Annotated in this window: 11 protein-coding genes; 6 read left to right on the forward strand and 5 right to left on the reverse strand. The window is 43.7% G+C overall.

What is annotated here, in order from left to right:
- Positions 1-813: 813 nt before the first annotated feature.
- Positions 814-2,007, reverse strand: coding sequence for a Coenzyme F420 hydrogenase/dehydrogenase, beta subunit C-terminal domain (locus IM500_RS08040; RefSeq protein ID WP_104398406.1), 1,194 nt, complete (start codon positions 2,005-2,007; stop codon positions 814-816).
- A gap of 115 nt (positions 2,008-2,122) precedes the next feature.
- Positions 2,123-3,040 carry a histone deacetylase family protein gene (locus IM500_RS08045; RefSeq protein ID WP_190722300.1) on the reverse strand — a complete coding sequence of 306 codons (918 nt, stop codon included), beginning with the start codon at positions 3,038-3,040 and terminating at the stop codon, positions 2,123-2,125.
- Between the two features lie 160 nt (positions 3,041-3,200).
- On the opposite strand from IM500_RS08045, the gene IM500_RS08050 reads away from it, so the two are divergent.
- Entirely contained in the window at positions 3,201-4,070 is an 870-nt protein-coding gene (locus IM500_RS08050; protein ID WP_190722301.1) for an alpha/beta fold hydrolase, read from the forward strand.
- A 79-nt stretch (positions 4,071-4,149) separates the two neighbouring features.
- Entirely contained in the window at positions 4,150-5,088 is a 939-nt protein-coding gene (locus tag IM500_RS08055; RefSeq protein WP_190722308.1) for a glycosyltransferase family 2 protein, read from the forward strand.
- A gap of 64 nt (positions 5,089-5,152) precedes the next feature.
- Here IM500_RS08055 and IM500_RS08060 read toward each other — a convergent pair whose 3' ends face one another.
- The 3 genes from IM500_RS08060 to IM500_RS08070 form a co-directional block, all read right to left on the reverse strand.
- Positions 5,153-5,425 carry a hypothetical protein gene (locus IM500_RS08060; protein ID WP_190722302.1) on the reverse strand — a complete coding sequence of 91 codons (273 nt, stop codon included), beginning with the start codon at positions 5,423-5,425 and terminating at the stop codon, positions 5,153-5,155.
- Positions 5,364-6,788 carry an ammonium transporter gene (locus tag IM500_RS08065; RefSeq protein ID WP_287738092.1) on the reverse strand — a complete coding sequence of 475 codons (1,425 nt, stop codon included), beginning with the start codon at positions 6,786-6,788 and terminating at the stop codon, positions 5,364-5,366. The genes IM500_RS08060 and IM500_RS08065 overlap by 62 nt, the downstream gene beginning before the upstream one ends.
- Before the next feature lie 492 nt (positions 6,789-7,280).
- Positions 7,281-8,717, reverse strand: coding sequence for an ammonium transporter (locus IM500_RS08070; RefSeq protein ID WP_287738093.1), 1,437 nt, complete (start codon positions 8,715-8,717; stop codon positions 7,281-7,283).
- 646 nt (positions 8,718-9,363) lie between these two features.
- Here IM500_RS08070 and ribD point away from each other — a divergent pair.
- The 4 genes from ribD (at position 9,364) to IM500_RS08090 (ending at position 15,152) form a co-directional block, all read left to right on the forward strand.
- Positions 9,364-10,461, forward strand: a complete 1,098-nt coding sequence (ribD, locus tag IM500_RS08075) for a bifunctional diaminohydroxyphosphoribosylaminopyrimidine deaminase/5-amino-6-(5-phosphoribosylamino)uracil reductase RibD (protein ID WP_287738094.1) — start codon at positions 9,364-9,366, stop codon at positions 10,459-10,461.
- A gap of 259 nt (positions 10,462-10,720) precedes the next feature.
- Positions 10,721-12,694 carry a molecular chaperone HtpG gene (gene htpG, locus IM500_RS08080; RefSeq protein ID WP_277925616.1) on the forward strand — a complete coding sequence of 658 codons (1,974 nt, stop codon included), beginning with the start codon at positions 10,721-10,723 and terminating at the stop codon, positions 12,692-12,694.
- A gap of 345 nt (positions 12,695-13,039) precedes the next feature.
- Positions 13,040-14,542, forward strand: a complete 1,503-nt coding sequence (locus IM500_RS08085) for a DEAD/DEAH box helicase (RefSeq protein ID WP_190722307.1) — start codon at positions 13,040-13,042, stop codon at positions 14,540-14,542.
- Positions 14,543-14,750: 208 nt separating this feature from the next.
- Positions 14,751-15,152 (forward strand): 4a-hydroxytetrahydrobiopterin dehydratase, encoded by a 402-nt coding sequence (locus tag IM500_RS08090; protein ID WP_147073796.1) that lies wholly within the window; start codon positions 14,751-14,753, stop codon positions 15,150-15,152.
- Positions 15,153-15,218: the final 66 nt, after the last annotated feature.

Consider the following 15,218-nt stretch of genomic DNA (forward strand, 5'->3'; position numbering starts at 1 on the left):
CACGGATTTCCCATTGTGAATATAGTATCCTGTCAAGTCGCCTTTGTCAAGAGAAAATTTAACAACATCCAGACAAACGTTATTGTAGGGGTAATTCATGAATTACCCCTACACCTATTACCTAGTCCAGTAACCCACCACCATCGACAGTGGTTGGAATGATGAACTATGACTAGGAACCTAGTTAAGAGTGGATTAGAGATGAAGATTGATTGATTGAACCAATCATAGTTAAGACCGTTGGAAAAGAGGGTCTGTAGGCGCACGGATTTCCCATTGTGAATATAGTATAATGTCAAGTCGCCTTTGTCAAGAGAAAATTTGACAACATCCAGATTTAGTAAAACGTAGTTAGACGGCCAAAATTTCCGCTTTAACTTCAAGCTAACAATCCGTCGTAACGCACCACCATCGACTGTGGTTGATGTAATCATCTGATGGACTGTGATTAGGAACCTAGTTAAGAGTGGATTAGAGATGAAGATTGATTGAATGAAAGAATCCTAGTCAATCACATAATCACATCAATCATAGTTAAGACCGTTGGAAAAGAGGGTTCGTAGGCGCATGGATTTTCCATTATGTACATATTATCATGTCAAGTCGCCTTTGTCAAGAGAAAATTTGACAAAATCCAGATTTAGTAAAATGTAGTTAGACGGCAAAAATCTCTGCTTTGACTTGAAGCTAACAATCCGTCGTAACGCACCACCTATCATTGACTTGAGGCAAAGTATTCGGGGGATAACCTATCGCTGAAACCGTAGATTTCCTATCTGAATGCTGCGCCCCTACTTTTTCAGCATACCCTAATTAATCGGGCAATTTATACTGTTCCACAATCTTTTTAGCATATTCAGGAACATGAGCCGCTAATTTTTCAGGATAATTACGTTTAACATAAAGGTAATTACGGGTAAAGTGAGAATCGATGGAAAAGCGAGCATATTCTAAACCTTTAGGCCCGATTTTTTCAATTACTACTCCCATCATTTTTGCCGCCCACATAGGTAAAGTTACACCTTTATCGTAGGCGGGAATGCTATTTTGTACCGCCTGTTTTCTATCACCACTAGACATAACATCTTGGGTATCTAATTGGTCTTTAACTAACTCTAACATTTCCTTGCCCGTATCATTACGAACGACAATCCATTGCCAGCCAAAAGGTGCGCCCATATAGCCCACAACTAAATCGGCAAGGGAGTTAACATAATCAAAACAAGTCATACAGGAAGGGGCAAAAACATCCTTTAATTTATTAGTCTTTAAGCCAAAAAAGGGAACCATTTCCATCGAGCCGTCTTCGTGTTTAAAGTGTACCCGAAAATCCTGCATAAATTCGTAATGAACCACAGTTTCTGGGGAACGACTGGTAGTTTCTAGAAACTTTTGCAGTCCTGAGCGGGTGACATTATCGACGCAGGGAGTTCCTAAGACATATAATTTTTCTAAGCCTAATTTTTTTTCTACTGCTCTTAGGGCTTGAATTTGACAACCAACTCCGATAACTAATAACCGTTTCATGCCCGATTTTTCAATTTCTTCTAGGACTGATAAATTGGGAGAAAGAGTCGGTTTATTAACTTTAGCGGCGAGAATTTCTTCAGTGGTACGGGCGAGAATCGGTTGCGGTTGAAAGCGATCCTCGGCGGTATTCTGCACACAAACCACCCCTTCTACTAAACCACGATTGAGCATTTCACAGGCAATTGTACTGACAATTCCTGTCCATTGCGCCCCGGGAATAGCTTGTTTTTTCTTGGCAGCCATCATCTCTTGATGAACACCAAAATAGAGATCATTTTCCTGATTTAAGTCGCGACTTTTGCCGTGTGCTGCTGCTTCTAAATCGGCGATTTGTTGATTGAGAAAAGCACAAGCTTCTTTAACATAGTGAATGTAATAAGTGTCACAAAGTCCGCACTCGCTACACAATTCTTTGGCAGGACGACGACTATTGGGCTTGAGGGCTTTGGCTTTTAGGTGTGGCGCAAGCGAGTTCATAATCTTAAAAGGCAACTAGGTCAAGGGTTTTTTTCTATCGATCGTTTACCTTACCGCATTCCATCACTTTGTTACCAATCTTTTTAAAGAAATGTAACGATTACCCGGAATAGGATCAGAGCAAAGCTTCTAAGGTGGCGACGACGGAAGCCGCTAAAGCTTCTAAATCATAACCACCTTCTAAGCCGAAAAGCAGCGGTTTATTGAGAGTTAAGAGGTATTTGGTTAAAATTCCATAATCCTGTGGGTGTAAACAAATTCCCGCCAGAGGATCCGCTTGATTGGCATCATATCCAGCACTAACAATCACTAAATCCGGTTGAAAATTTTTCAGAAAAGGTATGACTTGCCCCTCAAAATGTTCTTGATAATCTTTAATCGTACTTCCCGCCGATAAGGGAATATTCAAAACATTATTAAACTCACCTTTTTCTCTCGCTTCTCCCGTGCCGGGATAGAAGGGGAATTGATGGAGGGAACAATAGGCAATCTGGGGATGATTTTCGACTATATCCTGGGTGCCATTGCCGTGATGCACGTCCCAATCAAGAATCGCTACTTTTTGCACTCTTTTGTTTTCTAAAGCATAATAAGCCGCAATAGCAGCATTAGAAAACAGACAGAAACCCATGCCATAATTAGAAGTGGCATGATGTCCGGGAGGACGGGCTAAAATAAAGGCAGGATCGCCGGTGGATAAGACTCGATCGACTCCATCTAACCAGCCACTAACCGCTAGTAACGCCACATCGTAACTACGGGCAGAAACGGGAGTATCTGCATCCAATCTTCCCCCACCCTGTTGACAAATTCGCCGCAATATATCAACATAATCTTGATTATGAACTTGTTTAATCAAAGGGATTACTTCGTCGCGAATTTCGATCGGTGTGGGTAAATGCCATGTTAATTTTGACTGCCATTCTGTTTGTTTTAAAGCTCCGACAATTGCCGTTAAACGCGCCGCTTTTTCGGGATGGTAAATACCTGTATCGTGATCGAGAAATTCATCGGAATAGATAATCGAGATCATAATCAAATTACTGCTTAACTCGTTGATTTTTGAGCAACCCAATGGTTTTAATCTACCAGAAAAGCAGCGGCTTGAGGAGCTATAGTGAAAAAACTTTACTGATTGGGTCACTTTTACCTGATGATGCAATTATCTTTCCCCAAGGTGACAGGAGGCAAAAATGCTGACAAATTTTCGGAAATTTCAACTAGAAGTTAATGGCATTACTATCAATGGTATCAAAGGTGGGCGCGGTTTTCCGCTGCTTTTGCTCCATGGTTATCCCCAAACCCATCAAATGTGGCATAAAATCGTCCCCCGATTAGCGGCCAATTTTACGGTGATCGCCACGGATCTGCGGGGCTACGGGGATAGCGATAAACCCTTACCCCTAGAGGATTCTAGCAATTACTGCAAGCGGGTGATGGCCCTCGATCAGGTGTTGCTGATGGAAAAATTTGGTTATCAGGAGTTTTATCTAATCGGCCACGATCGAGGGGCGCGAGTTTCCCACCGTCTCGCCCTTGATTTTCCCGAAAAGGTCAAAAAAATCGTTTTACTCGATATAGCACCAACGATGGCGATGTACGAGGCGACTGATAAAACTTTTGCCACTGCCTACTATCATTGGTTTTTCTTGATTCAGCCTTCCCCTTTTCCCGAAACCCTGATCGCCGCTAATCCCGATTATTATCTGCAACATTGCTTGCAAAGTTGGGGTCGAGATTTTAGCGCTTTTACAGAGGAAGCTTTGGGGGAATATCGGCGTTGTTTTCGAGATTTAAGCACGATAACCGCCACCTGTGCCGATTATCGGGCCGCCGCTACCATCGATTTAGAGCATGATCGTCAGGATTTAGACCGGAAAATTTCCTCTCCCCTCTTGGTTCTTTGGGGAAAAAAAGGTTTCATTGCACGTCAATACGATGTGATCGCTCTTTGGCAGCAGCGAGCTAATCAAGTCACCGGACAGGCGATCGCCAGCGGTCATTTTTTACCAGAAGAAGCACCAAAAGAGACGGGACAGGCGATCGAAGATTTTCTTCGCTAAGTAAAGAGATTGACGGCAGAATTCTCTGAGTTAGGAGTCAGATTTTTCAATCAATTACTGGTCAAATATTATTATGCAAATGCTAAAATATTCCCTGATTGTCCCCATCTATAACGAGGAAGAAACTATTGACGAACTGTATCGCCGGGTGAGTGCCATCATGAATAATTTAGATGGGGCGGTAGAATTAATCCTAGTAAATGATGGTAGTAAAGATAGTTCCTTAAAACTGCTGCGAGAACTGCACAAAGCTGATTCACGAGTATGTTATATCAGTTTCGCCCGCAATTTTGGTCATCAAGCGGCGGTAACTGCTGGACTTAATTTTTGCCGAGGACAAGTAATTATTGTTTTGGATGCCGACCTGCAAGATCCGCCCGAATTAATTCCCCAAATGATTGAAAAATGGCAAGAGGGGTATCAAGTAGTTTATGCCCAAAGAACCAAAAGAAAACAAGAAAGTTGGTTTAAAAAACTGACGGCCTATCTCTTTTATCGTTTGCTTAAAAGACTAGCCGATGTGGATATTCCCGCCGATACAGGAGACTTTTGTTTAATGGATCGTCAGGTGGTAGATCTATTAAATTCTCTCCCAGAAAGAAATCGTTATATTCGTGGGTTGCGCGCTTGGATTGGCTTTCCACAAACTGCGGTTAAATTTGAGCGGGATGCGCGCTTTGCTGGGGAAGTAAAATATACCTTTAGCAAATCATTATCTTTAGCTATTAATAGCCTAGTATCTTTTTCCCGTGTCCCCTTACGTTTTGCCACCTATCTAGGATTATTTTCTGCCCTGATATCTTTGATTATGGCTCTGTTAGTATTATATTGGCGTTTACAGCAACCCGACTCACCGATCACGGGTTTTGCCACGATTATGATCGCTATATTTTTTCTGGGTTCTGTGCAGCTAATTAGCATCGGAATACTAGGAGAATATATCGGCAGAATTTACGAGGAAGTTAAAGGCAGACCCACCTACACAATTGCTGAGTTAGCTGGCTTACAAAATTCTTGATTATTGTCAGTAGGAATCGCTAATTTTTTGCTGTTTTGCCCATCTAGATAAAACTTGATCCTCCCTAGCGATCGCTACTCATGCGGCCTTGGCGGAGAGTTTTTGGGTCTTGGAGAATCTCTGGACAATAACGATCGAGCATTCTTGGCCAGCGACGGACAGGCTCACAATCCCCGGTGACAGAGACAAGACGACCAAAAACGGAATTTTTTAGCCCAGTTTCACAGAGACGAAATTTCGCCTCTGTTAGCCAGACTGATAGCTGATTGGAATCGCTAATAATTTTCTCGAGGATTTGTGGTCGGAGAATTTTCTTGGTAGGAAAAGCTGCTACCAAACTCGAATTCTTGTCCGTAGGCTTCCTCTCCGTGTTCAGGAACATCTAACCCTTCTGCTTCCGTATTCGGTTTAACCCGCAGCTCCATAAATAGACTGAGAACTTTCAGGATAACAAAAGTACCCACGGCAGCAAAGATATAAGTAGCGGCAACGCCAACAAATTGCGTCCACAGTAACCCCGGATTCCCAAAAAATAAACCATCATTTCCGACTGGATTAACTGCTTTTGTGGCAAAAAGCCCCGTAAGCAGCGCCCCTATTGTCCCGCCGACACCATGGACAGGATAGGTATCCAAAGAATCATCAAAGCGCAATTTTGCCCGCAGACTAACCGCAAAAAAACAGGTAAGGGCAGTGATCGAACCAATGAGAATCGCCCCGATCGGCAGCACATAACCGGCAGCGGGAGTAATACCCACTAATCCCCCTAAAAATCCACTAGCAATACCGATCGCCGTCGGTTTACCCCGTAAAATCCATTCTATAAGCATCCATGTCAAACCACCGGCCGAAGCGGCGATCGTGGTATTAACAAAAGCTGTCGTGGCTAGGGAACTAGAGGAAAGCGCGCTACCACCATTAAAACCAAACCAACCGAACCAGAGTAAACCGATACCTAGGAGAACAAACGGCACATTATGGGGTGCATAGGTTTGGACACCAAAACTACGCCGCGGACCGATCATCCAGGCGGCCACCAGTGCGGAAATCCCGGAACTAATGTGAACAACGGTTCCACCAGCGAAATCCAGCGCCCCAGTGGCTGCCAACCAACCCTTACCCCAAACCCAGTGAGCTAGGGGAGAATAGATCAAGGTGGACCAAAGCAGTAAAAACCAAAAATAGGCTTTAAAGTTGACCCGTTCCACGATCGCACCCGAAATTAAAGCCGGGGTGATGATCGCAAACATCATCTGATAGACCATAAACACTTGATGGGGAACGGTGGGTGCATAACCGATATTGTCAGGTGTGGCCGCAGTGACACCGTTGAGAAAAATCCAATCTAGTCCCCCGATAAAAGCTTCAATTCCCTCGCCAAAACCACTTTTACCCGGGGTGACATCGAAAGCGAGACTATAACCCCAAAGCACCCAAGTTACACCGATGACGCCCATGGCCACCAAACTCATCATCATGGTGTTGAGGACGTTACGGGAACGCACTAAACCCCCATAAAAAAAAGCCAGTCCGGGGGTCATTAATAAAACTAAAGCCGACGAGATCAGCATCCAAGCTGTATCTCCAGCACTAATCGGATTGGGGGGAGCGGCGGCGACGGTTTCCGCAAAAACCGGGGCAACTCCGAAATTGAATCCCAGTCCCAGCAAAAGCATGGTTATTCCTACGATCTTTTTCATTGTCGGTTGGTGGTTAGTAGCAAGATTAATTTTTTCTGTCCGTAAAGAGACAAAAACCGAAAGAGAAAAGGTTTAGAAGGCAATTATAGCCACCGATCGCATCGGGGCGAGGCCTTCTTCCTTTTCTCTTTAACTTTGTCGGGGATAAGTTAATCTATCTTTACAAGGTTTACCGATACTTTTTTGTTAACATACATTAACAATGCACTTTAAGAGAATCTCTTAAAGAGGGGGTATCTCCCAAAGTCTAAAACCTTTGGTTTTAGACGCATGAACTGACGTGCTGTCTTGGTTATCGACTAAAACCACGCTTGGATGTTACGTCATTGCTTAGTTATCGTATTGGCAACTTATCAGTATAGAGGTTGCTTGCTAACTGGGGTTTTCACCTGGACTCCTCTATGGTAAACGTGTACGCGCCAGTTCGTCAATCCCTGCTAAATATTAGCCAATATTAGCTATGGGTAGCATTTCTGCCGGATGTTTATTACCCTAACGAGTGCTAGGCGTTTCCATGTCAACACTGGAAGCATAATAGCCGCCGGCAACGATATCGGACTCCTTGACGAAACCGCTATAGGCTTCCATTCCGTGTTCACCCACATCCAGACCTTTCAATTCTTCTTCGGGAGTAACACGAATACCGAGGGTAGCCTTGAGGATTGTCCAAACAATACCACTAACAATCACGGTAAATGCCCCTACTGCCACAATTCCGATAATTTGGTTAATAAACAGTTGGAATTGACCGGTGATTAAACCCGCATCTTTGTTGAAGATACCGACGGCTAAAGTTCCCAACACACCACAGACGAGGTGAACGGAAGTGGCACCCACCGGGTCATCAATTTTCAGGTTATCGAAGAAAGACACCGAGTAAACCACGACTACGCCGGCGATTAAACCGATGATTGCCGCCGACCAATAGGATACACCATCACAACCGGCAGTAATGGCCACTAAACCAGCCAGAATACCGTTAATAATCATCGAAAGGTCGGGTTTACCATCTTTGAACCAAGCGGTAAGGGTAGCGGCAATGCCACCCGCGGCCCCGGCGAGGTTAGTGGTGACAGCGATATAGGGGACAGTTTCATTAACCGCTAAAGTAGAACCGGGGTTAAAACCGAACCAGCCAATCCAGAGAATTAAACAACCCAAGGTCGCAATACTCATGTTATGGCCGGGTAAGGCACTGGTGCGACCGTTGATGTATTTGCCCATTCTCGGGCCGAGAATTGCCGCCCCGGTTAAAGCAGACCAACCACCCACCGAGTGAACCACCGTCGAACCGGCGAAGTCTTTAAAACCAAGGTCAGCTAACCAACCGCCACCCCAAACCCAGTGACCAGTGATCGGGTACATGATACCGACGATAATTAAGCTAAAAACGAGGAAATCGACGAATTTAATCCGTTCTGCCACGGCCCCAGATACAATGGTTGCCGCCGTTCCCGCGAAAGCGACTTGGAACAGGAAGAACACCGAAGTGGGCAAATATTTCGGCATGGCGTAGGTGGCAGGATCGCTACTGCTGAGGAACCAACCTCCTGTACCGAAAAATTCGTTACTGACAGACCCGAACATCAGGGAGAAACCGATCGCCCAAAATGATATGGTGGAGAGGGCGAAAACGATCAGGTTTTTGGCGAGAACGTTAACGGCATTTTTCTGGCGACAGAATCCCGTTTCTAGCATCGCAAAACCCGCGTTCATAAAGATCACGAGGATGGCGGCAATTAAAACCCAGATTGTATTGAGGGCGTTTTGGACATCTTCGGGGGTTAAGGGTTTCGCATCTTGGGCCTGTACGGCCGTGTTCCAAACCACAAAAATAATCGCGGACAAAGGAACACAGGCTAACCAGACAGGGTTAATTTTCGGTAACAAACCGACAAGTTCCCCGGATTTTCGAGCAATTCGTTTCATCGTTAATTCGTTTACTTTGTTGAGTTAGTAGGTCGATTCATTACTATTGAAAATAATTACCGAGCAATTATGTCCGTTCAACCGCTAAATCCTAGGAACAGGGGTCAATCATTTCAGAAGACCAAACACCTAGGGATTTATCTTGATGTGTGAGTAGTCAATGTTTTTCGATCTTTGTTTTTTTGATCTGAGATTTCTGTATTCGTTGATACATTTCATTTTAAAATAATAAGTAGTTGGACAAAAGTAAAGTTAACTGTGGGGTAAGGAGTCAGTATTCTCCGAGTCAGTATTCTCCGAGTCAGTATTCAGGAGATTATTTTTATTTATTCTCCCCACACCCTAGGGTCGTTTCATTCTCTCAAATGTCATTCTCTCAAATCCTTATCTGGCAACGTTTTTAGTCGATTTATCGGAATAAATATCTGAAAATTTTTCAAAACGTCGTGCTTTGCTTACCTCATAAGCGATTAAAGGTAGCAAAAAAAAGAATTAGATTCGGAGAATGAATCAGCCCTACCCCACACCCCATCACCCCATCACCCCATCACCCCTGTCTCCCAATTCATAATTTATAATTTATAATTCCCACTGATTACTGATCACTGATCACTGAAAAGTCTCCCCTCATTTGGAGAAATAAACCATGACCCAGGCAACAGAATTCGATCGCACAATGATGCAAAGATGTCTAACCCTTGCTAGGCAAGCCTTGGGGCGGACTTCTCCTAATCCCTTGGTCGGTTCTGTGATCGTTCAAGAGGGTATAATTATCGGTGAAGGTTTTCACCCAGGGGCCGGACAACCCCATGCAGAAGTTTTCGCCCTGAGACAGGCAGCAGAAAAAGCTCGTGGTGCCACTTTATACGTCAATCTCGAACCCTGTAACCACTATGGACGTACTCCACCCTGTAGCGAGGCAATTATGCAAGCAGGCATTAAAAAAGTGGTGGTAGGGATGATCGATCCTAATCCCCTAGTGGCGGGGAAAGGCATTCAAAGATTAGAATCGGCAGGCATCGAGACGCTGGTGGGAGTGGAGGAGTCCGAATGTCGTCAACTCAATCAGGGTTTTATCCATCGCATCACCGCTAAAAAACCCTTCGGTATCCTCAAATATGCCATGACTCTCGATGGCAAAATTGCCGCTACTAGCGGTCATAGCACTTGGATTACTAGCCCCGCTTCTCGCCAAATAGTCCATCAATTGCGATCGGCCTGTGATGCGATTATCGTCGGCGGTAGCACTGTCCGTCAAGATAATCCCCACCTAACCACTCACGGCCTCTCCGATCATAATCCCCTGCGCGTGGTCATGACTCGATCGCTCGATTTACCCTCCTCCGCCCATCTTTGGGATACCAGTCAATTTCCCACGCTTGTTTATACACAAATTGATTCTAATGTCAAGCTTAAGCAACAATTATTAACAAAAGGCGTGGAAGTGATCGAACTAACCGCGGTGACACCCACTTTAGTGATGGAAAATCTTGATCAAAGGGGATTTTGTCAGGTTCTGTGGGAGTGCGGCGGCGGTTTAAGTGCAGCAGCGATCGCTGAGGGCATGGTACAAAAAATTATCGCTTTTATCGCGCCCAAAATCATCGGGGGAATCCAGGCACCTACTGCCGTAGGTGATTTAGGTTTCCAGTTAATGAGCCAAGCTTTACAGTTAGAAAATGTCACGGTTAATTATCTCAATCCCGATATTTTGATTGAGGGATATCTGCAAAGTAAACAGTAGAGCTACTGCAATTCTGGCTCAATCGGCAAATCTCAACCAACCGCTTGTAAAAGTCAAAAAGTCATCAATAACCGCGATAATCTGGCACTTACCCCTAATTTTTGCGATCGAGTTCTAGAAATAGCCCCGCTGCCGTTAAATGCCTTTATCGGTACGGTTATCCCCCTAGAAGAAGTTGGGCAATCGCTCTGTGATCAATGGTGCCATTATCGAGCAGAATAAAAAAGTTAGAATAGTCAAACCCTTACTGATTGAACGTATGACGGTACTCGAAAAAGGTAATATCACGATTCATACCGAGAATATCTTCCCTATTATCAAAAAATCCCTCTACACTGACCATGAAATTTTTCTGCGGGAATTGATATCTAATAGTGTTGATGCCATCTCGAAGTTAAAAATGGCTTCTTTAGCAGGAGAAGCGAGAGGAGAAGTCCCTGAACCAGAAATTAATCTCGCCATCGATAAAGAAAATCGTACCCTATCAATTACCGATAATGGCATCGGGATGACGGGGGAAGAAATCAAGAAATATATTAACCAAGTTGCCTTTTCCAGTGCGGAAGAATTTATCAATAAATATCAAAAATCAGCCAACGATTTAATCGGTCATTTTGGACTAGGTTTTTATTCGGCTTTTATGGTGGCTAAAAAGGTAGAAATTGATACTCTTTCCTATCAGGAAGGTGCTACCCCTGTCCATTGGTGCTGTGATGGTTCTCCGGAGTTTGAACTAACCGATTCTTCCCGCAGCCAAATCGGCACCACTATCACCCTAACTTTAATGGATGAGGAAGGGGAATATTTAGAACCTGCCCGCATTCGCCAGTTAGTCAAAACCTACTCGGATTTTATGCCCGTTCCCATTAAAATTGATGGGGAAGTGATTAATCAACAACGGGCTTTATGGAAAGAATCTCCTCAAAATCTGACTAAAGAAGACTACCTAGAATTCTATCGTTATCTCTATCCTTTCCAAGAAGAACCTTTACTCTGGGTACATCTGAATACCGATTATCCTTTCTTGCTCAATGGCATTCTCTACTTTCCCAAACTCAGACCGGATGTGGATGTCTCAAAAGGACAATTAAAGTTATTCTGTAATCAGGTTTTTGTCAGCGATCATTGCGAGGAAATTATTCCCGATTTCCTGATACCCTTGCGAGGAGTTATCGATAGTCCAGATATTCCTTTAAATGTGTCTCGAAGTGCTTTAACCAAAGATCGCACCGTTCGCCGTATTGCCGATTTTATTGCCAAAAAAATTGCTGATCGCCTCAAATCTCTCTATAACGAAGACGCGAAAGAATATATTCGTTGTTGGGGAGATGTGGGAACTTTTATTAAATTTGGTTCCTTGAAAGAGGATAAATTTAAACAGCAGGTAGAAGATATTTTAATCTATCGGACTACCTACAAACCCCCAGAAACCCCGGTACAAGTGGCAGTGCAAACCGCCGAAGGTGACGCATGGCAAGAAGCAACGGCGAAAACTCCCCTAGAAGCGATCGAACAGGAAGGTTATACTACTCTCAAAGCCTACCTAGAACGCCATAAAGAACGCCACGAAAATCGAGTTTTTTACTGTACCGATCCTCGTAGCCAATCCACCTACGTTGAACTCTACAAAAATCAAGGTTTAGAAATCCTTTTCTTTGATTCTTTCATCGATACTAATTACTTTATTCCTTTCCTAGAAAGAGAATACTCCGATGTGAAATTCACCCGGGTTGATTCTGAATTAGACTCGACGCTGCTCGAACAGGATCAAGCTAGTGAAATTATCGATCCCGCCAGTAATAAAACCCGGGCTGAATTGATCAAAGAAATCTTCGCCAAAGCTCTCGATAATTCCCGCATCAATATCAAAACTGAAGCCTTGAAATCCGATGATCCCCAAGCTACTCCCCCGGCAATTGTCTTACTTCCAGAAGCGATGCGACGCTTACAGGAAATGACGGCAATGATGCAACAAAAAGCCATGGCTTTCCCCGAAGAACATATTCTGATGATTAATACTAATCATCCCCTAATTCAACAGATTATCCAGATTAGTCAGGGAAGTATTGTTACCGGTAGCGGCGAATCTCCATCGGCGCAATTAGCGAAAATGCTCTGTCAGCACGTTTATGATTTAGCTTTAATCGCTCAAAAAGGATTTGATGCCGAGGGAATGCAAGCTTTTGTGGAACGTTCCAATCGCGTTCTGACTAAGCTAACCGAAAAGATTTAATCTATTGCCAAACTTTAGCTGTTTCGATATGCTGAGAGTGTGTTAATTCACACTCTATTTTTTTAACCTGATCAATATGATCTAGCGATAAGCTATCTTGCCGCCGTCAGCCTTGAATAAGTTATCAGTTATCAGATGTAAGTTTTCAGTTCACTTATACTGTTTACTGTTTACTGTTTACTGTTTACTGATAACTGATAACTGATAAGTAGGGAGGCACAATTATTTGTAGGATGGGTTAGCGGTAGCGTAACATGAGCGGGCGTTGGGTTTCATGCTTCAGCCCAACCTACGTTCTGTTTACTGATAACTGTTTACTGATAACTGATAACTGATAACTGAAAAATGCGCTTACCCACCCTCAAATATGAGCGAGGAACCTTAATTCTCCATCCACCACCAAAGGGGAAAAAATGGCTAGATTTTGCCACTTGGGATGATCGTATTGAAAGATTTCGCATTTTGGCCATTCATTATCGTCCTCTCGTGGAAACTCTACAGGAGGAGGGCATTAACTTCCAAGATGAAGCAAAAGCTTTCAACAATTTAGAATTAATTGCCAGTTTTGAACGGGAACCCTACCCCCACCAAACGGAAGCGTTAATCGCTTGGAAAAAATCCCAGAGAAGGGGTGTCATTGTCCTTCCCACCGCTGCCGGCAAAACCTATCTTGCCCAATTAGCTCTACAATCGACTCCCCGCAGTACCTTAATTATCGTGCCGACTATTGATTTAATGCACCAGTGGTATGCCCAGATGTTGGCGGCTTTTCCCGATGCCGAGGTGGGATTATTAGGGGGAGGTTCTAAGGATAATAGTGCTATTTTAATCGCCACCTATCAAAGTGCGGCAATTTACTCGGAAACTCTTGGCAATCGTTACGCTTTTTTGATTTTTGATGAATGTCATCATTTACCATCGGATTTCTTTCGGAAAATAGCGGAAGATTCGATCGCACCCTATCGTTTAGGCTTAACAGCAACACCGGATCGCGGCGATGGTAGTCATCAAGATTTAGATTATCTTATCGGTGCAATTGTTTATCAAAAAAGTCCCCAAGACTTGTCAGGAAAAGCCCTAGCCGATCATGAAATAATTCAAATTAAAGTGAAACTATCTGCCAAAGAACAGGAAAAATATCAAGAAGCAATTAAAATTCGCAATGATTTTTTAAGAAAAAATAATCTCAGTTTGTCTGGTTTAGATGGTTGGCAAAATTTTGTCATGATTAGTGCCAGAAGTAGCGAAGGGCGCCGGGCCATGTTAGCGCACCGGGAGTCGAAGGAAATATCCTCCGGAACCCAGGGAAAATTGCGGGTTTTAGCCGAGTTAATCTGTGAACACCATCCGGAACCAATTTTGATTTTTACCAACGATAATGCCACAGTTTACCGCATTTCCGAGAGCTTTTTAATACCTGCCATAACCCATCAAACTCCCGTGAAAGAACGCCATGAAATCCTGACCCGTTTTCGTCAGGGAGAATACAAAATTCTGGTGACTTCCCATGTTCTCAATGAAGGGGTTGATGTGCCGGAAGCGCGCATCGCGATTATTTTATCGGGAACCGGTTCCACTAGGGAATATATTCAGCGTTTAGGACGGGTGTTAAGAAAAGGACAACAAGAGGATAAACGGGCGATTTTGTATGAAGTGATAGCCGAAAATACCACGGAGGAAAAAACCTCCCAACGACGACGGGGAGAGCAGAAAAATAAAACTAGCTATAAAACCGGTAATCGACAATTGGAATTATTGCCTTCTGCTCCGAAAAAATCTTTTTCTTTCCCGAAAGCTGCCGAATCTTCTACTCCTTGGGTCAGTTCTCCAGAGTCAGAGGAAGAATAAAAAATTTCTCTGGGGGATTTTCCTCTATAATAAAGGTAAGTAGGTAGGTGTTAAAAGTTGTCAGATACCCCCCTTATCAAGGGGGGAAGGGGGGATCCCCCCGCCTATCGGCACCCCCCTTATCAAGGGGGGCAGGGGGGATCAGAGGCAAAATCTATCTTCAATTTAATTATAACTACTTACTTAAAAAATCTAGATTGATACCCCTATGACCGAACTTGCCCAACAAAAATGTCAACCTTATCAATCGGGTTCTTCTCCTATCACTGCCGAGGAAATTACCGCTTTACAGGCTAAAATTCCCGATTGGAATCTCTTAGAATACGAGGGTATTCCCCGTCTGCAAAAACTCTATAAATTTGCCAATTTTCAAGAGGCAATCGCCTTTACTAATGCCGTGGGAGAAGCAGCGGAAAAAGAAGGCCATCACCCCGCTTTATTGACAGAATGGGGTAAAGTTACCGTTTCTTGGTGGACCCATGACGTGGGCGGATTACATCAAAATGATTTCATCATGGCTGCCCGTACCGATGATATTTATCGAAAATTTGGGTCTAAAACCCCGTCCTTTAGCGTAGCGGAGGACGGCTTGACATTTCTAGCTAAATAGTTTACCATGGTAAATATAGTCTGGTAAACAAGATGTTAAAAGCGTTTAAGTACAGAATCTATCCGA

This window comes from Microcystis sp. M179S2, assembly GCF_020245805.1.
Lineage (GTDB): Bacteria > Cyanobacteriota > Cyanobacteriia > Cyanobacteriales > Microcystaceae > Microcystis > Microcystis aeruginosa.